The sequence below is a fragment of the Hyphococcus luteus genome, assembly GCF_002943565.1.
GTDB classification, from domain to species: Bacteria; Pseudomonadota; Alphaproteobacteria; order Caulobacterales; family Parvularculaceae; genus Hyphococcus; species Hyphococcus luteus.
The window spans coordinates 896,069-914,334 of the sequence record NZ_PJCH01000005.1 but is presented as its reverse complement, the minus strand read 5'-3'; the positions used below and the strand labels follow the sequence as shown (position 1 = coordinate 914,334).

General features: G+C 62.4%; 17 protein-coding genes. 6 read left to right on the top strand and 11 right to left on the bottom strand.

Annotated elements, in window-relative coordinates; translation table 11 throughout:
- Positions 1–60 precede the first annotated feature (60 nt).
- A complete protein-coding gene (gene mscL / locus CW354_RS09355) occupies positions 61–468 on the bottom strand; it encodes a large-conductance mechanosensitive channel protein MscL (protein WP_104829730.1) in 408 nt (135 codons plus the stop codon).
- Between the two features lie 159 nt (positions 469–627).
- Positions 628–1,311 carry a nitroreductase family protein gene (locus CW354_RS09350; protein WP_104829729.1) on the bottom strand — a complete coding sequence of 228 codons (684 nt, stop codon included), beginning with the start codon at positions 1,309–1,311 and terminating at the stop codon, positions 628–630.
- Positions 1,312–1,505: 194 nt separating this feature from the next.
- Between CW354_RS09350 and CW354_RS09345 the strand changes: the two genes are divergently transcribed.
- Positions 1,506–2,123 carry a 2-hydroxychromene-2-carboxylate isomerase gene (locus CW354_RS09345; protein ID WP_104829728.1) on the top strand — a complete coding sequence of 206 codons (618 nt, stop codon included), beginning with the start codon at positions 1,506–1,508 and terminating at the stop codon, positions 2,121–2,123.
- Here CW354_RS09345 and mutL read toward each other — a convergent pair.
- Positions 2,120–4,012 (bottom strand): DNA mismatch repair endonuclease MutL, encoded by a 1,893-nt coding sequence (mutL, locus tag CW354_RS09340; protein ID WP_104829727.1) that lies wholly within the window; start codon positions 4,010–4,012, stop codon positions 2,120–2,122. The genes CW354_RS09345 and mutL overlap by 4 nt on opposite strands.
- Before the next feature lie 220 nt (positions 4,013–4,232).
- Between mutL and CW354_RS09335 the strand changes: the two genes are divergently transcribed.
- From CW354_RS09335 to CW354_RS09325, 3 genes are all read left to right on the top strand, one after another.
- Positions 4,233–4,952, top strand: a complete 720-nt coding sequence (locus tag CW354_RS09335) for a helix-turn-helix transcriptional regulator (RefSeq protein WP_165793619.1) — start codon at positions 4,233–4,235, stop codon at positions 4,950–4,952.
- Between the two features lie 110 nt (positions 4,953–5,062).
- Positions 5,063–5,791, top strand: coding sequence for a helix-turn-helix transcriptional regulator (locus tag CW354_RS09330; RefSeq protein WP_104829725.1), 729 nt, complete (start codon positions 5,063–5,065; stop codon positions 5,789–5,791).
- Between the two features lie 210 nt (positions 5,792–6,001).
- Entirely contained in the window at positions 6,002–6,397 is a 396-nt protein-coding gene (locus CW354_RS09325; protein WP_104829724.1) for a hypothetical protein, read from the top strand.
- A gap of 262 nt (positions 6,398–6,659) precedes the next feature.
- Here CW354_RS09325 and CW354_RS09320 read toward each other — a convergent pair whose 3' ends face one another.
- The 8 genes from CW354_RS09320 to CW354_RS09285 all read right to left on the bottom strand — a co-directional run bounded on the left by CW354_RS09320 (position 6,660) and on the right by CW354_RS09285 (position 15,900).
- Positions 6,660–7,220: a DUF3035 domain-containing protein gene (locus CW354_RS09320; RefSeq protein ID WP_165793618.1), complete on the bottom strand. Its 561-nt coding sequence runs from the start codon at positions 7,218–7,220 to the stop codon at positions 6,660–6,662.
- 92 nt (positions 7,221–7,312) lie between these two features.
- The gene (gene lspA, locus CW354_RS09315; protein WP_207764727.1) at positions 7,313–7,840 is read right to left on the bottom strand and encodes a signal peptidase II; all 528 of its coding nucleotides are present in this window, start codon (positions 7,838–7,840) and stop codon (positions 7,313–7,315) included.
- Entirely contained in the window at positions 7,837–10,824 is a 2,988-nt protein-coding gene (ileS, locus tag CW354_RS09310) for an isoleucine--tRNA ligase (RefSeq protein ID WP_104829722.1), read from the bottom strand. Before ileS ends, lspA begins: the two co-directional genes overlap by 4 nt.
- Before the next feature lie 392 nt (positions 10,825–11,216).
- Positions 11,217–11,972, bottom strand: a complete 756-nt coding sequence (locus CW354_RS09305; protein WP_133162255.1) for a hypothetical protein — start codon at positions 11,970–11,972, stop codon at positions 11,217–11,219.
- 135 nt (positions 11,973–12,107) lie between these two features.
- The gene (locus CW354_RS09300) at positions 12,108–13,019 is read right to left on the bottom strand and encodes a bifunctional riboflavin kinase/FAD synthetase (RefSeq protein ID WP_104829720.1); all 912 of its coding nucleotides are present in this window, start codon (positions 13,017–13,019) and stop codon (positions 12,108–12,110) included.
- Positions 13,013–13,861: a TIGR01459 family HAD-type hydrolase gene (locus CW354_RS09295; RefSeq protein WP_104830078.1), complete on the bottom strand. Its 849-nt coding sequence runs from the start codon at positions 13,859–13,861 to the stop codon at positions 13,013–13,015. Before CW354_RS09295 ends, CW354_RS09300 begins: the two co-directional genes overlap by 7 nt.
- Before the next feature lie 69 nt (positions 13,862–13,930).
- A complete protein-coding gene (locus CW354_RS09290; protein ID WP_165793617.1) occupies positions 13,931–15,034 on the bottom strand; it encodes an EAL domain-containing protein in 1,104 nt (367 codons plus the stop codon).
- A gap of 197 nt (positions 15,035–15,231) precedes the next feature.
- Positions 15,232–15,900, bottom strand: coding sequence for a YiaD family glycine zipper/OmpA-like lipoprotein (locus CW354_RS09285; protein ID WP_104829718.1), 669 nt, complete (start codon positions 15,898–15,900; stop codon positions 15,232–15,234).
- A gap of 347 nt (positions 15,901–16,247) precedes the next feature.
- Between CW354_RS09285 and groES the strand changes: the two genes are divergently transcribed.
- On the top strand, positions 16,248–16,535 hold the full coding sequence (groES, locus tag CW354_RS09280) for a co-chaperone GroES (RefSeq protein WP_104829717.1): 288 nt from the start codon (positions 16,248–16,250) through the stop codon (positions 16,533–16,535).
- 37 nt (positions 16,536–16,572) lie between these two features.
- On the top strand, positions 16,573–18,228 hold the full coding sequence (groL, locus tag CW354_RS09275; protein ID WP_104829716.1) for a chaperonin GroEL: 1,656 nt from the start codon (positions 16,573–16,575) through the stop codon (positions 18,226–18,228).
- The last annotated feature ends 38 nt before the right edge of the window (positions 18,229–18,266 follow it).

Here is an 18,266-nt window from a genome sequence, read left to right as displayed (position 1 = left end):
CGGCCGCCGATTGCTCGGGGCCGGGCCTCTTCTCACTGGGTGGGGTAGTTCGGTGTCGTTTTAAGCGCGCGCCTTTAACAAATCGCGAATTTCCTCGAGCAGCACCTGCTCCTTCGGGGGCGCGACCGGCGCGGCGGCGGGGTCTTCTTCGGCTTTCTTCTTGAGGCTGTTCATGCCTTTGACCAAGAGAAAAACGGCCCAGGCGACAATCAGGAAGGAAATCACATTGTTGATGAAAAGACCGATATTCATGGTCACGGCTTCCGCATCCGCCGTCGCTTCTTTCAGCGTGATGACGATGCTGGAAAAATCGATGCCGCCAAGGAGGAGCCCGATGGGCGGCATGACGACGTCGTTGACGAGCGATTTGACGATGGTGCCGAAAGCCCCGCCAATGATGATGCCGACGGCCATGTCGACGACATTGCCCTTGACCGCGAACTCCTGAAATTCCTTGATCATGCCCATAGAAGCCTCCCTCCTGACGGGCGCTCCGCTTGTTCCGGGCCGCGCCCGGCGCGTTTTCCCCCCGCGCCGAATCATGCATTTCGGATGCTTAGTCTGATTTGCGGGTCCGGGCAAAGTGGAAAAGCCCGCGCACAGCGGCTGGGGAAAGCTTGGCGCGCGTCAGTAGACCTTCATGATGTCCGACAAAGGCTTCTTGATCAGCGCATGATCGGGCACTTGCGCATCGGGCGCCGGATGGCCCGCGACGATCAGAAGATAAGGTTTCTCCGTAGCCGGACGACCGAGCTTTTCATTCAGGAAACTCATGGGGTTTGGCGTGTGGGTTAAGACCGCCAGCCCCGCATGATGAAGCGCGGCGATGAGAAAACCGCAGGCGATGCCGACGCTCTCATGGATATAATAGTTTTTCTTGTCCATGCCGGCTTCGACGCCGCCGCGGCGCTGGGCGAAGACGGCGATGAGCCAGGGCGCGGTTTCCAAAAACGGCTTCTCGGCGTCGGTGCCGATAGGTTCGAGCGCTTCGAGCCATTCCTCCCCGGCGCGGCCCGCATAAAAGGCGCGCTCTTCTTCTTCCGCGGCGAGACGAATGTCGCGCTTTAACGCAGGATCGCCCACAAGACCGAAGAACCAGGGCTGGTGATTGGCGCCGGACGGCGCGCGCCCCGCCGTTGCGATACAGGCCTCCATCACCGCGCGCGGCACGGGGCGGTCTGAAAACGCGCGCACCGTATGGCGACGTTTCATGTCTTCGAAAAACGCCGCGGCGCGTTCGCGCATTTCATCGTCCGAGCGTTCGATATGATCGCCGAGCGCGGAGAGGGCGGTGAATTTTGTTTCAGCCATCAATCCTCGTCTGAATATCGGTCATGAGCGTCTTTAACATCCGCGCGTTTGCCGAAAACCGCGTCCGCCAAGCATCAGAACGGCGAAGACCGCCGTTGCAATAAGGCTGTGCTTCATCATTGCTCCTCCCTTGAACATTGCCGAAACTATAGACGCTGACGCGCCCCGCGCAATGAAACCCCGCGAGCCCCTGAATGCCCAAACCCGTCGATTTCTGGTTCGATTTCGCCTCGACTTACGCGTATCTCGCCGCCGCGCATCTGGAAGAGGCCGCTGCTGCGCGCGGGATCGAGACGCGCTGGCGCCCGATCCTGTTGGGGCCGATCTTCGCTTTGCATGGCTGGGACACCTCGCCTTTCGTCGTCTATCCCCTCAAGGGCCGTTATATGTGGCGCGATGTCGAACGCCGCGCCGCGAAGCTGGGCCGCCCGTTCCGGCGGCCCGATGCAAACGACCCCCGCGAGTTTCCGCAGCACACGGTGCTCGCCGCACGCATGGCGCTGATCGCGCTTGACGGCCCCTACGGCAAAGAGTTCTGCCGGCGCGTCTTCTTCGCCGAATTCGAAGAGGGGCGGGATATCTCGGACCCGGCGGTCTTAAGCGCCATCGCCCGCGGCGCCGGCCTGCCGGCCGATCTCGCGGACAAGGCGACAACGCCGGACAACAAGGCCCGCCTGCGCGCGCAAGTGGAAGCCGCGAAGGAACTCGGGATTTTCGGCGCGCCGAGCTTCACCGTCGGGGAGGAATTGTTCTGGGGCGAAGACCGGATCGACGATGCGCTGGAATGGGCGCTTGACGAACAGGCCTGCTAGCGCCGCCCGAATAAGCGCTCGATATCCGCGAGCTTCAGTTCCACATAGGTGGGCCGGCCGTGATTGCACTGGCCGGAATGGGGCGTCGCCTCCATCTGGCGCAGGAGCGCGTTCATCTCCTCGCCTGTCATGCGCCGCCCGGAGCGGATCGAACCATGACAGGCCATGGAGGAGCAGACTTCTTCAAGGCGTTCTTTCAGAGCGAGGCTTTCGCCGAGCGAAGAAAGATCGTCGGCGAGCGACTGGACGAGCCCCTTGATGTCAACCTCGCCGAGCATGGCGGGAGTTTCGCGCACCATCACCGCATCCTCGCCGAAGCGCTCCATGACGAGGCCGAGCGATGCGAACTCTTCCAGACGCGGCGCCAGCCGGTCTACTTCGTCCGTAGTCAGATCGACGACTTCCGGCAGCAGCAGCCCCTGGCTCGCAACCTTGCCGCCGTCCAATGCGGCTTTCATCTTTTCATAAACGAGGCGCTCATGGGCGGCGTGCTGATCGACAATGACGAGCCCATCCTCCGTCTGCGCGACCACATAGGTTTCGTGAAGCTGCGCGCGCGCCGCGCCTAAAGGATGGCTTTGCTGCGGCGCTTCGGACCTTCCGGTTTCCATGCGCGCGCTCGGCGCGCCTACATCGTCAAAACCGCCGTCAAAATCGCGCACGCGGTCATAGAGACCTTCCGCGGCGTCAGCGAGCGCAGACGGGTCAGGCCGGTAAGGGTTCGCCGGAGCCTGCGGACGGTAGCCCGACCGCATGGGCGTCACCGGCCCGGAAGATTGCGGCGTCATCTTGCCGAGCGCGTAGGAACTCACCGTGGTCGAAGCGCGATGGCCCGCCTCGGCGAGCGCATGGCGCAGCGCGCCCACCAAAAGCCCGCGCACGCCGCCGGCGTCGCGAAACCTGACTTCGGTCTTGGCGGGATGCACATTGACGTCGACCATTTCGGCGGGAAGGTCGAGAAATAGCGCCACCGCCGGATGACGGTCGCGGGCGAGAAAGTCGGCATAGGCGCCGCGCACCGCCCCGACGATCAGCTTGTCGCGCACCGGCCGTCCGTTCACGAACAAAAACTGCTTGTCGGGCAGGCCGCGATTGTAGGTCGGGAGGCCAGCGAAGCCCGACACCCTGGCCTCGTCGCGCTCGGCGTTGATGGCGAGCGCATTGTCGCCGAATTCGCGGCCCATGATCGCCGCCAGCCTTTTCAGGCGCCCGTCTTCGCCCGGCGCTTCGGCGGCGAGATTCAGCATTTTGCGCCCGCCCGAGACAAGCGTGAACGCAACGTCGTGGCGCGCCATGGCGAGCCGGCGCACGGTCTCGCCGATCGCCGTCGTCTCCGCCTGATCGGATTTCAGGAATTTCAAGCGCGCCGGCGTCGCGTAAAAAAGATCGCGCACTTCGATGCGGGTTCCATGGCCGCCGAAGGCGGCCGGCGCCGGTCCGGACAAGGCGCCGCCTTCAACCGACAGCGTCCAGGCGTCGGCGCCGCCCTTCTCTGTTTTTGGGCGCGACGTAATCGACAGCCGCGCAACGGCGCCGATCGACGGCAGCGCCTCGCCGCGAAACCCCATGGTCGCAATGTTCATGAGGTCGTAATCGCCGTCGGCGCCAGGCGCGAGTTTCGAGGTCGCATGACGCTCCACCGCAAGCGCCAGGTCTTCCGGCCCCATGCCGCAGCCGTCGTCGGTGACGCAGATGCGCGACTTGCCGCCATGCTCGATCTCGATGTCGATGCGCGTCGCGCCGGCGTCGATTGCGTTTTCAACGATTTCTTTGACGACCGCCGCCGGGCGTTCGATCACCTCGCCCGCCGCAATGCGGTTCACCGCCCCGGGGGGCAGGCGTTGAATGTGAGTGGTTTCGGCCGAGGCCTGATGCGCGCGATTCGCCATGCCCGATTATGGCAAGATGCAAAGCCGCCGCAAACCGCGCCGAAAAACCGGTTTTGCACAGGATCGTGACACCGATTTTCGTTGCGCAGGCGGCTTTTCCCCCGGTAAATTAGCTGGCCCGCCGCCGCATGATCAGGAGCGGCCAAAATCAGTAGAGACGGGAGTAATCGAAAGGGGGGCGCTGCAGAGCCAAACTGAACATATTCAGGGGGATCAGGCCTTGCGCGACCATATAGACGCCTTCATTCGCGACACGCTCGCTATTAACGATACGGGCGCGCTGACGCGGTATTTTGTCGATTTCGTCGCCCCCTTCGGTTTCGACCTGGTCGCCTATCATTATCTCGCGGAAGGCTTCAAACGGGTCTCGCGCGAAAAAGGCTTTCGCATTTCGCGATTTCCGGAAGGCTATATCAGCCATTATCTTTCTACGAACAGCTTCGACTTCGATCCCTTGATGGAGGAAGCGCGCAAGCGCGGCGTTCCGTTTTTCTGGAGCGAGGTCGAGGCGAGTCCCGAGCTTTCGGAGAAAGAAAGAGAGTTCTTCGCGGCCGGACGACGATTCGGCGTTCGCGACGGCGTCGCGATTCCGGTTTTCGCCCGCCCCGGCGACATCGCCTATTTCGGCCTCGGCTCGACCGCGACGGATCCGGATTTTTCCAAGGCGGAGATGCTCGAGCTACAGGCGATCTGCCAGCAGATGCATCTGCGGTACAACGAACTGACGGAGCGTGCGCAAACGCCGAAGCTCTCAAAACGCGAAACCCAGGTCCTGGAGCTCATCGCCCAAGGCAAATCCAACGCCTTGATGGGCAAGGCGCTGGGGGTCTCCCCCAACACCATCGACACCCTCGTGCGGCGCTGTTTCGAGAAACTCGGGGTTTCCTCCCGGGTCGAGGCGGCGCTCGCCGCCGTCGCCATGGGCCTTATCCTGCCATAATTTAAGAAAATGGGGGTTGTCCCGCGATCGCGGGACAGACATAGAAAAAATATTCATCTATTGGCCCGAGACATTCTCGAAAATCATAGTTTTTCGACCAGGATCCAACCATGCTTGGCACTCTGTCTATGTCCGCCCTCGCCGCGGCGGCCGCCGAATGCGCTGATCGTGATAGCGTTATCGCCCTTCTCGGCGAATTGCTTGCGGACTGCGGCGCGAAATACGCCATGGTTTACCGTTTCGACCGCGGCCTTCAGTCCGCCGCGGACGAGTGGACGCCGCTCTATGTGAGCTTCCCGGCCGAAATCACCGACTATTACCGCAAAAGCCGCTATGTCATGGACGACAATCTGGCCCGGGCGGCGTTCGGCTCCTACGCGCCCGTGCGCCTCTCGGACATCGTCGACGGCTTCGAGATATCCCCGGCGAGACAGGGGCTGCACGCTCTTTTCAGGCAATATGGGATCGAGGACATGCTGGGCATGCATGTCTGCGACCGGCCGGGACGGCTGGTTTACATCGCTCTCGCCTATGACCGGCTTCTGGGTGACGTCTCGGAGTTCGAAGGGCGGCGGCTGCGCGCGCTCCTCGAAATGTTCATGCGCCAGGCGGGCGCGCTCCTCGACGACGAGCCTGGCCGCGCGCTGTCGCCGAAAGAGCAGGACGTCCTTGGCTATCTCGCCGCGGGCGCCGGCAACAAGGAAATCGCCCGGGAGCTCGGAATTTCGCTGAGCACGGTGAACACGCTGGTCCATCGCTGCTACGAAAAACTCGGCGCGCACAACCGAACGGAAGCCGCAATCGCCGCGGCCCGCGCCGGCTTTTCCATGGTCGCCTGACCATTTCCGCTAATTATTCGCCAATAGGCTGAGATAATGACGGGCGAGATGCGTCATTTTGCGCATTTATGCTGCATTGCACTATCATTTTCCGTTACTATATAGGTCATGCGTCCTAAAAATGTCGGTCATCCACGTGACAGACAGGACCGGGGCCCCAGCCTATGACCACGCGCTCAGCTTGGAAAATCGTGGAAGGGAGAACACGCGATGCCTGTCGCAAGCTTGCAGCGGGCTGTTTCAGAGATTGAGGCGAAAGCCGCTCAACGGCCTGACGCCCAGGAAGACCATCTCGAAAAGCTCTTCAACCTGTTTCGCCAGATCGACGCGGTTCTCGCCGATTGCGCCGGCGAGGAAGGCGATGCGAAGGCCGCCGGCCTGATCGAGGCGCAGACCGTCGTCATCCGCACGGCCGCCGTTATTCACGCGCGCTGCAAGCGCGACCTTCTCTACAAGCTCGCCTTCTGGCGCTGGGACGCGCCGGACCTCGACAGACCGGTCGAGGAGATGAGCCGCAGCGACGCGATCCTTTATTCCGCCTTTCGCGACCTCGCCAAAACGCTGGGCGACGAAACCGTTCTCAAAGACTTCGATAAGGCAAACTGACGCTTAACGGGAATTTTCTTTCTCCCCCGTCCCGGGAAGCATCGATGTCTTACGAGGGAGCGCGGCCTCTTCGGAGGCCGCGTTTCTCGTTTTAGAGCGCCGGGCGAAAAAGTGGAATCCGGTTTTTCGCTCATCCGGCGCGACCGCTAAAAAACGAGATCATCGGCGATCCTTACTTATCGCCCGATGATCTAGGCCCCTTCAAAGAAAAACGCGGCCCCTGAAAGAGCCGCGTTTTTTACGCCGGAATTTCGAACTGCAATCAGAAGACGCCAGGCAGGCCGAGCGATTTCGACTGCTCGATTTTGACATGGCCTTCCTCGCCGATCACCGCCTTGATGGATTTTTCGCGGGCGGCCATCCACTCGTCGGGATTGTCGACGCGCAAGGGCGCGGCGGAATCGTCGACTTTGCCGTCGATGAATTTCCAGAACAGGATCTGGTTGGCGAGGCTGCGGTCCTTGTCGCCGCGCCCGCCATTTTCCGCATCGAGAAGCTGGCGGATCGACGGATCGGCGCCGAGGGCGTTCGCCTTTCTGAGGAGCAGCTGCTCGCCTTGCGACGGCGGCGCGGCGGAAGCGTCGCCGAGCAAGACCTGCTGCGCGCGCTCCGAGGGCGATAATTCCTGCGGCCGGGTCTCGCCGGGGCGCGGCGGGCGGAGGCCGTAATCGGGCGGCACCACCAGCGGCGCCTTCGTCGTAATCGCGAATTCGTCGGGGGCGTTCTTGCCGCCGCCCAGCGCCTTGCCGATGCCGCAGCCGCTTGTCGCGAGCCCCATCAGGGCCATGGCGCAGACAAAGCGCAACGCAGAACCTTTATTCATGCCGTAAACTCCAGACCTCTTTTGGCGCCCACCCGGTAGATTGGCGCGCACTATAGACATGGGCGACGCCTCGCGCAAAGGCGCAAAACCCGTCAGCCCGTCTGCTTCTCCTCACGGCCCGACCGCCAGGCGTCATAGAGGAGAAAGGCGATCCCCACATTGATCGCCGCATCGGCCACATTGAAGACCCACGGGAAGTAAAGCCCCGAAAAATCGAGAAAATCGACCACATAGCCGTAAGCGAGCCGGTCATAGAGATTGCCCAGCGCCCCGCCGATGATGAAAGCGACCGCAACCGCCGCAAAAGGCCGCCGGATCCGCCCCAGCCACCAGCCGAGCCCTAAAGAGACGCCGATGGCGATGATCGCGAGCGGCCAGCGCGCGCCGTGCAGCATGCCGAAGCTCGCCCCGCGGTTCTCGACATAGGTGAGATCGAAAATGCCGGAAATCTCGATCTTGCCGAGGTCGGGCAGATTCACCCCGTGAAGAATCCAGAACTTTGTCGCCTGATCAAGCGCGATGACCAGCGCCGCGCCCGCAAGCCCGTACCAGAACAGCTTGTTGGCGCGGGCCTCAGACCACCAGTTCTTCATCAGCGCGACGACATCGGCCGGTTTCATGCGCCGGCCTTTGCATCAACCGCCTCCACCGCATCGATGCAGCGTTCGCACAGATCCGGATGAGACTCATGGACGCCCACTTCCGGCAGGATGCGCCAGCAGCGCGCGCATTTCTCGCCTTCGGCTTCGACGGGCTCCACCGCAACGGCGCCGCTTTCGCCTTCGAGGCGGAACGCGGTTTCCGGGGCCGGGTCGCCGGTAAGGCTCGCGCCGGAGGTGATGAAGAGCTCCGCCGCGTCGAGGCCGTGATAGGCCTTCAGCAAATCGGCGTCGGCGACATGCACGATGGGCGCGGCCTCGAGGCTGGCGCCGATGCGTTTTTCCCGGCGCTCCACTTCAAGCGCGCCCGTCACCACGCGGCGCACCTCGCGGATCTTTTTCCATTTGGCGCCGAGCGCGTCGTCGCGCCAGCCCTTGGGCGTTTCCGGGAACAGCGCCAGATGCACCGATCCGTCTTCGGATGGATAGCGCGTCAGCCACGCCTCTTCCGCAGTGAAAACGCAGATGGGGCTGAGCCAGAGGACGAGCCGGTCGAAGACTTCGGCCATCACCGTGCGCGCGGCGCGGCGGCGCTTGTCGCCGGGCGCGTCGCAGTAAAGCGAGTCCTTCCTCACATCGAGATAGAAGGCCGACAGCTCCAGCGAAGCGAAGTCGAAAATTTTGCGCCAGACGCCCTTGAAGTCGAACTTGTCGTAGCCCTCGCGCACTTCCTCATCAAGAACCGCGAGGCGATGAAGGATGTAGCGCTCAAGCTCCGGCATCTCAGCCGCGTCGAGCCGTTCGGCGTCTTCAAAACCGTTGAGGGCGCCGAGGAGATAACGCAGCGTGTTGCGCAAGCGCCGGTAGGAATCGACAGCCGAGCCGATGATCTCTTTGGAGATGCGCAAATCGTCCGTGTAATCGGAGCTCGCCACCCAGATGCGGATGATCTCCGCGCCATATTGCTTGATGACCTCGTCGGGCGCCATGACATTGCCCAGCGACTTCGACATCTTGCGGCCCTCGCCGTCGACCACGAAACCGTTGGTGACGACATGATCGTAAGGCGCGCGCCCGCGCGTGCCGCAGGCCTCGAGGAGCGAAGACTGGAACCAGCCGCGATGCTGGTCCGAGCCTTCGCAATAAACGTCCGCCGGCCATTTGAGGTCTTCGCGCTCTTCGAGGCAGAAAGCGTGGGTGGAGCCGGAATCGAACCAGACGTCGAGAATATCCTCGACCTTCTCATAATCGCCGGCCTTGTAGTCGGCGCCGAGGAAGTCCTGGCTGTCGGTTTCGAACCAGGCGTCGGCGCCGCCTGTGGTGATGGCGTCGGTGATGCGCTTGTTGACCGCCTCGTCGACCAGCACCTCGCCCGTCTCCTTATGGACGAAGATGGTGATCGGCACGCCCCAGGCGCGCTGGCGCGAGATCAGCCAGTCGGGCCGGCCTTCCACCATGGAGCGGATGCGGTTGCGTCCCGCCGCGGGCGTGAAGCCGGTCGCGTCGATGGCGGCGAGCGCGTTTTCGCGCAAGGTTTTCCCGTTCGCCGTCGGTTTGTCGAGCGCGATGAACCATTGCGGCGTGTTGCGGAAGATCACCGGCGCTTTCGAGCGCCATGAATGGGGATAGGAGTGGGTCAGCCGCCCGCGCGCCAGGAGTTTGCCGTGCGCGATGAGCTGGTCGATCACCGCCTTGTTGGCGCCGCCGTCCTTGCCCTTTTTCTTGCCCTCGATCACGAGCACCTGCTCGCCGGTGAAGCCGGGCGCTTCTTCGGTGAAGGCGCCGAACTCATCCACCGTATGCGGAATTTCCTTTTGCGTCCCGAAAGCGGAAACCCAGGCGATATAGTCTTCCTGACCGTGGCCGGGCGCGGTGTGAACGAAGCCCGTCCCCGCCTCGTCGGTGACGTGATCGCCCGCGAGGAGCGGCACGTCGAACTCGTAGCCGCCGGAAAAGCCTTTCAAAGGGTGGTCGCAGTGCATCGAACGCAGTTGCTGTGCTGACAATTCTGCAACACGTTCCCACTTAGCAATAAGGCCCGCTTCTCGAACACTCTCGGCCAAAGCATCTGCAACAACAAACCGCTCACCTGGCTTAGCCCAAGGTTCGAAATCGAGATCAGCTTGCATCTCGACGACTTTATAAACGCTATAGCTCAGCTTAGGGCCAAAACAGATCGCTCTATTGCCAGGAATAGTCCAAGGGGTTGTTGTCCAGATTACCACATTGAGTGGATCATCTGGGTTGCTTACCAGATCCCAATTTGTTGGTTCGTCTCCTTCCCGAAGAATTACGGAGTTCACCGGAAACTTCACCCAGATCGTCGTCGACTGGTGGTCGTGATATTCGATCTCGGCTTCGGCGAGCGCGGTCTGTTCCACCGGCGACCACATCACCGGTTTCGAGCCGCGATAGAGAAGCCCGAGTTCGGCGAACTTTAAAAGCTCGCCGGCGATCTTCGCCTCCGAAGCGAAAGCCATCGTGGTGTACGGATTGTCCCAGTCGCCTTCGGGGCCGAGGCGCTTGAATTCCTCGCGCTGGATATCGAGCCATTTCTGGGCGTAGTCGCGGCAAGCCTTGCGGAATTCCGCCGTGGGCACGTCGCGTTTCTTGCGGCCCTTTTCGGCGAATTCGCGCTCCACCTGCCATTCGATGGGCAGGCCGTGACAATCCCAGCCGGGCACGAAATTGGCGTCGTAGCCGGCCATCTGTTTCGAGCGCACGATGAGGTCTTTCAGGACCTTGGTGAGCGCCGTGCCCATATGGATATGGCCGTTGGCGTAGGGCGGGCCGTCATGGAGAATGAATTTCTCGCGGCCCTTCGCGTCCGCACGCAAGCGCTCATACATGCCGAGCTTCGCCCAGCGCTCGAGCCATTGCGGTTCGCGCTTCGGCAGCCCCGCGCGCATGGGAAATTCGGTTTCGGGGAGGAACAGCGTGTCCTTGTAGTCGCGCCCCTCAGAAGCGGCGCCTTTCGATGCGCCGTTTTTCGATGCATCTGGCATCGTCAAATCTCTCTTCAAAAACTGGTCGTCGAGGGTTCAGGAAGGCCCGGTCCCGGGCGCCTTTGTCAAGCCTTGAAAGGCGTGAGGCGGCGTCTCAGCCGAGAGGAGCCGGTTCGGGAGCTGGCGCGCGCCGCGCCGCGATAATGAGGATGCTCTTGGGCATGGCCGCCCTCTTATCAGGGGGATGCGGCCCCGTCACGGGGAAAAGGGCCGTTCAGGCCCTTGTCGACGCATATACCGAATAAGCGGGTTCACCCCCCTCCCGAAAGCGCTGGCGCACTTTCGACCTCCCCTCAAGGGGGGGGTAGGGCATTGAGCTTGCGACGAGATCACCTCCCCCTGGAGGGGAGGTCAAAACCGCTTGGCGGTTTTGGGTGGGGGGAGCCCCGCAGTTAAATCAGCTCCATCCTGTAGACGCGGCTTTCGCTGGCCTCGCAGGACATGGCCCGGGCCCACTGGTCCCGGCCGCGCTGGGCGGTGACCGTCGCCGTCATCATCAGGGCGCCGCCGCGATCCTCCACGGTCTCGGGCCGGTAAGGGGCGGTCACCACAAAGCCGCGCTCGCCCAGCGCCCGGCGGGCGTGATCGAGACAGGTCCGATAGGCCGCGCTCGCCGAGATCGCGCGCGGCGCGCGGTCATAAGCGCCCGAGCCCGGGGTCCGATAAACCGGGCCGCGCGCCGCCGGTTCGCCGCCGGCGAGGCCGCTGTCGTCATAAGCCTCGTCTTCGTAAGGCTCGTCCGCATAAGGCTCCTCGCCGTAATAGGCGTCGTCTTCGTAAGACTCGTACCGGCTCCCGTCATAACGGCCGGCGGCGTAACCCCGGTCATAGGCGCGGGCGCGGGCCTGGCTGTCGTAATAGCGGTCGCGGTAGTAGCGGTCTTCGTAATAGCGGTCGCGGGCGTTCGCCTCGGCAAGTTCATTCAAAATGATGGCGCCGCCGACGACGCCGAGCGCGATGGCCGCCGCCTTGCCGCCGCCGCCCCGGTGATGATGGCGGCGATAGTTGTAATGGTGGCCGTGATGGCGCTTGTAATAGCCATGCCCGTAATGGCCGCCGCCGGCGAAAGCCGGGGCCGTCACGCCCATCGCCATGGCGGACGCCGCCGCACAAAGGCTGAGTTTTTTCACCAAAGAGAGCCTGGCCATGGAACGCCTCCAACACGGGGCCCCCGCGCCTTTGGCCCGGCCCGGGGGAACTGATCCAGCATGCATTTTTCGAGCCTATTGTGTCGAGAATGAGGCGGTCCCGCCCTTCCCGGCGGCACGATTTCGCGAGGGAAATTAACCTAATAACGACTTCGCGCGGACGCAGTCCTCGGCGATCTGGGCCTTCAAGGCGTCGAGCCCGTCGAATTTCTGTTCGTCGCGCAGGAAGGCGATGAAGGCGACTTCCATCTCCTTGCCGTAAAGATCGCCGTCGAAATCGAAGAGATAGGTTTCAAGCAAGGGCGCCTCCGAGCCGACGGTGGGCCGGCGGCCGAAATTGGCGACCGCATTATAAGTTTCGCCGTCGACGCTCGCGCGCACGGCGTAAACGCCCTTGCGCGGTTCGATCAACTCGCCCAGCGTCATGTTCGCCGTCGGAAAGCCGATGGTGCGCCCGACCTTGGCGCCTTCGGCCACTGCGCCGACGACCGACCAGGGTCGGCCGAGCATGGTTGCGGCCTTTTCCACCTCGCCGCTTTGAAGCGCCGCGCGCACGGCGCTGGAGCCGAATTTCTCCGTCTGCGGACTCTCTTTAAGGACATCGATAAGCCTCGCCTCAAGGCCCGCCGCTTCGCTCAAGCGCTTCAGCGCCGCGCCGTCGCCAGCCCGGTCCTTGCCGAAGCGGAAATCGGCGCCGGCGACGACGCCTTTCAGGCCGAGCCGGTCTTTCAACACGTCCTTGACGAATTCCGCCGGCGACATGGAGGCCAGCGTCCGGTCGAAAGTCACCGAATAAATCGCCTCGGCCCCGGCCTCGCGCAAAAGCCTGTCCCGCTGCGACGGCGCGGTCAGGAGAAAAGGCGGGTCGCCGGGCCGGAAAAAGCGCCGCGGATGCGGCTCGAACAAAACGACGCCCGGCGCCGCGCCATGGGCGCGCGCAAACGCCGCCGTTTCTTTCAACAAATATTGGTGGCCGAGATGGACCCCGTCGAAATTGCCCATGGCGGCAATGACTGGGGCAGCAATGACGTTCGATGCGCTCACCATTGCAGCGCTCCCGCGACAGCCGCCGCTTTCAGCCCCGCCTTCGCCAATTGCGCCGAGACCGCCGCCGCGTCCTTGTCGCCTTCGTGAACGCCGCCCTCCCCGGCGATCAGGAGCGCGTCGAAGCCGTGATTATTGGCGCCCAGAATGTCGGTCTTGAGGCCGTCGCCCACGGCGAGAATGCGCGCGCGCGGCGTCGGTCCCCGCTTCGTCTCGATCTCTTTCAACGCCAAGTCGTAAACCGGCCAGTGCGGCTTGCCGCCATAGATCACCTCGCCGCCCATATCCTTATAAAGCTCGCCAATGGCGCCGGCGCACCACATCATCCGCCCGCCCCAGTTCACGATAATGTCCGGATTGGCGCAGACCATGGGCAGGCGCCGTTCCGCCGCACGGCCTAAGAGATCGCGATAGGCCTCCGGCTCTTCGTTCTCTTCGTCGTTAAGGCCGGTGCAGATGATGAAGGCGGCCTCTTCGAGCGGCCGGAAATCGATCTCAAGCCCCTCATAGAGGGGATCGTCCATGGCCGGGCCGATGCGCAAAGCCGGCTCGGGCAGATGCGCCTTGATGGCGGCGCGGGTCGCATCCCCCGACGTCACGACCGCGTCATAAGCGCCGCGCGGCAGGCCGAGCCGGTCAAGCTGGGCCGGGATGATCGAAGACGGGCGCGGCGCGTTGGTGAGGATCACCACAGGGCCCCTCGTTTCGCGAAACCGGGTCATCGCCTCGCCGGCGCCCGGAAACAGATTGACGCCGTCATGAATGACGCCCCACGCATCGCACAAAAGCGCGTCATAGCGCTCTGCGATCTCGCTCAAGGATTGAATGACCGGAACATCGCTCATAAGGCCCATGGCCGATAAGGCCGATGGGTCTGGCGGTCAAGCGAGAGGCGCCGCCGCCTCGCCGCTATATCAGGAGGCCGCGGCAAAGCTCGGCAGCGCCGGCTCCGGTTCCTTTCCGGGATCGGCCGAGCCGACATAGTCCGCCGCAAAACGCGGCGCGCCGAACAACGCGCCCTGACCGTAGTCGATCCCCAGGCTCAGGATTTCCGGCATCTGGGTTTCATATTCGACTTTTTCGACAATGAGGTCGATGTCGTTCTCTCTGAGCGCCGTTTTGAACGCCTTGATCCGGGCGCGGCCCACATCGCCCTTGGCGCTTTCGGCCAGGAGAAGCGAGCCCGGCGCCTTCACGAAGCGGAAATTGCGCTCGCGAAGCGCCGCCCAGTTGAGATCGAAACGGCGGATATGATCGACGGAAAACGCAAAGCCGCGATCGGCGACCGCTTTCATATTCTTTTTCACCCGATCATGCATCATTTCGACCGCCGGATAGGTGAATTCGAACACCAGCCGCTGGGCGAGGTCGTGATTGGCGTCAAGGTAGTCCGTGAACCGCGTAAAGAAATCCTGGTCGAAAATCGTCGCCGGAGAAATGTTGCAGAACATGCGATACTGGGCGCTTTCCGGCCCGAGCTGGCGCAGGGACTGCACCGCGCGCAACAAGATCATATTGTCGACGACGCCGATGCGGTTCGCGCGTTCGGCGGCGTCAATATAATCGGAAGGCCTTAAAACCCCGCCGTCAGCGCGGCGCAGACGGGAAAACGCTTCAAAGCAGCGGGTCTTGCGCTGGGGCAGACTGACAATCGGCTGCAGATAAAGATCGATGCGGTCGTTTTCGATGGCGTCCTTGACCTCATCGAGAATGACGGCGTCGTCCTTGCCGACATTTTCAACCGGCTCGAATTTGAGCGACGGCGGCGCCTTGGCGTGAGACGGGCTGAATTTTTTGACAAGCCCGCGCAACAGTTCGAGTTCCTGCTGAGCGTTTGATAGCGCGAAGCCGGCGCGCGCATGCAAAATCAGCGATACGACAAGCGCGGCGGCGAGCCAGATTTCAAAATCGGGACGAAAGCCGGACCTGATGGTCGCCAGCACAAGAAACGCGCCCGCAATGCCGGCGCAGAACAGGACCGCCGCGCAATATCGCGAACTTTTCTGGCGTAAATTCATGGACGCGCCCCGTCTTTCCTTCTGTGCTGCGCCGCTTTTCCGTCGCGCGCCTGACATCAACAGTTTTAGGAAAACACTCTAAAAAAGCACTTAACTTTGTTGGCATCGTCCAGAACGGACCACGTTCCAAAACGGGACATGAAAAAACCGCCGGGCGTTTCCGCCCGGCGGTTCGATGACCGGAATTAAGGCCGGTTTTAGCTATTGAACGCGCTGTCCACCGGATCGATGACGATCTCGACGCGACGGTTGGCGGCGCGGCCGGCTTCCGTCGAATTGTCTGCAATCGGATGCATTTCGCCATAGCCGACCGCCTGCAGCCGCGCCGGGGCGACGCCCTGGCCGGCGAGATAAGTCGCAACGGACGACGCCCGTTTCTTGGAAAGCTCCATATTGTAAGCTTCCGAACCGGTGGAGTCGGCGTGGCCGTAAACGCTGACCGTCGTCTTGTCGAACTCTTTCAGCACGATCGCCACGGAATTGAGGGTTTCGTAAAAGCCGGGATTGATGTCCGACTGGTTCACCGGAAAGGTGATGTCGGAAGGCATGTTGAGAATGATGTTGTCGCCCTGGCGCGTTACGGAAACGCCGCTCGCGGCGAGCCGTTCGCGCAGCTTGGCCTGCTGGCGGTCCTGATAGACGCCGATGCCGACGCCCGTGGCCGCGCCGACGCCGGCGCCAATGATCGCGCCTTTCTTGGCGTCCCCGGCGATGGCGCCGATAACCGCGCCCGCCGCCGCGCCCGCGCCCGCGCCCGCGGCGCCCGAGGTCACCGTGCGGCTCGCGCGTTTCTCGCCGGTGTAAGGATTGGTGGTGCAGCCGACCGCAAAAATGGCGGCCGCCGCAAGGATAAGCATTTTCCGCATTGCTGAAGCTCCTTTCAGGCGTTGCAATGTCATTGTCCGGTCCGGCAGGAGCGCTCCCCCCGGAAAGCGGCTTCTTTCGGCGTGAATATGGGCCGATTGAAGGCGCCGAAGCATTAAAAACATGTAATTGCGGCGGAAGTTTCACACCGGTCCCGCCCGCCGGTCACAACCGCGTCAGCGCCAACGCCGGAAGCCGCATGGCCTCTCCCTCTTGACGCTTCGCCTCTCCGCTCCTAAATCGCCGCTAGCACTCTCTTCATGTGAGTGCCAGCAGGCGCTCCAAGCCTGCTTTTTTCAGATTAACCCGTTGTTTTTGTTCAAAAACACGACCCAGGGAGACGTAGACCATGGCTTTTCGGCCTCTCCATGACCGCGTGCTGGTCCGCCGCATCGAAGAAGACCAGAAAACCTCCGGCGGCATCATCATTCCCGACACCGCCAAGGAAAAACCCCAGCAAGGCGAAGTGGTCGCCGTCGGCGCCGGCGCGCGCGGCGACGACAACGAACTGATCCCGCTCGACGTCAAGACCGGCGACAAAATCCTGTTCGGCAAATGGTCGGGCTCGGAAGTGAAGATCGACGGCGAGGATCTCCTGATCATGAAAGAGTCGGACATCCTCGGGATCATCGACTAGCCCCCATCAGCACAAGTATTTTTAAGGAGAAGCAACAATGGCTGCCAAGGAAGTCAAATTCGACGTCGAGGCGCGCGATAAAATGCTGCGCGGCGTCGACATTCTCGCCAATGCGGTGAAAGTGACGCTCGGCCCCAAAGGCCGCAATGTCGTCATCGAAAAATCGTTCGGCGCCCCGCGCACGACGAAAGACGGCGTCACCGTGGCGAAAGAAATCGAGCTTGAAGACAAGTTCGAAAACATGGGCGCCCAGATGGTGCGCGAAGTGGCGTCGAAAACCAACGACGAAGCCGGCGACGGCACCACCACCGCAACCGTTCTCGCCCAGGCGATCGTCAAGGAAGGCGCGAAAGCCGTCGCCGCCGGCATGAATCCGATGGACCTGAAGCGCGGCGTCGATCTCGCCGTCACCAAGGTCGTCGAGGAAATCCGCGCCCGCGCGACCAAGATCGCCTCGTCCGACGAAATCGCCCAGGTCGGCACGATTTCCGCCAATGGCGAAAAAGAAATCGGCGAAATGATCGCGAAAGCGATGGACAAAGTCGGCAATGAAGGCGTCATCACGGTTGAGGAAGCGAAAACCGCCGAAACCGAACTCGACGTCGTCGAAGGCATGCAGTTCGACCGCGGCTATCTTTCGCCTTACTTCATCACCAACGCCGACAAGATGGTGGCGGAGCTTGAAGATCCGTACATCCTGCTGCACGAGAAAAAACTCTCGAACCTGCAATCCATGCTGCCGCTTCTTGAGTCAGTGGTGCAGTCTTCGCGTCCGCTCCTCATCATTGCGGAAGACGTCGAAGGCGAAGCGCTCGCGACCCTCGTGGTCAACAAGCTGCGCGGCGGCCTGAAAATCGCTGCGGTGAAAGCGCCGGGCTTCGGCGACCGCCGCAAGGCGATGCTCGAAGACATCGCGATCCTCACCGGCGGCCAGGTCATCTCTGAAGACTTGGGCATTAAACTGGAGAACGTCACGCTCGACATGCTCGGCACGGCGAAGAAAGTCACGATCAACAAAGACGACACCACGATCGTCGACGGCGCCGGCGAGAAAGCCGATATCGAAGCGCGCACCTCGCAGATCCGCAAGCAGATCGAGGACACGACCTCCGATTACGACCGTGAAAAACTGCAGGAACGTCTGGCGAAACTCGCCGGCGGCGTTGCGGTGATCAAGGTCGGCGGCGCGACGGAAATCGAAGTAAAAGAGCGCAAGGACCGCGTCGACGACGCCCTCAACGCGACCCGCGCGGCCGTCGAAGAAGGCATCGTCCCCGGCGGCGGCACCGCGCTCCTCTATGCGGCGAAAGTGCTCGAAGGCCTCAAGGGCGAAAACCCCGACCAGGCCGCCGGCATCAACATCGTGCGCAAGGCGCTTGAGTCGCCGATCCGCCAGATCGTCCACAATGCGGGCGGCGAAGGCTCGATCGTCATCGGCAAGCTGCTTGAACAGACCGACTTCAAGTTCGGCTTCAACGCCCAGACCGACGAATATGGCGACCTCATCGCCACCGGCATCGTCGACCCGGCCAAAGTCGTTCGCACGGCCCTTCAGGATGCGGCTTCCGTGGCCGGCCTCCTCATCACGACGGAGGCGATGGTCGCAGAAGCGCCAAAAAAAGAGGGCGCCGCGGGCGGCGGCGGCGGAATGCCTGACATGGGCGGAATGGGCGGAATGGGCGGCATGATGTAAGCCCGGCTCCCAAAGCCTATCAGCCTAAAGAAAGGGCG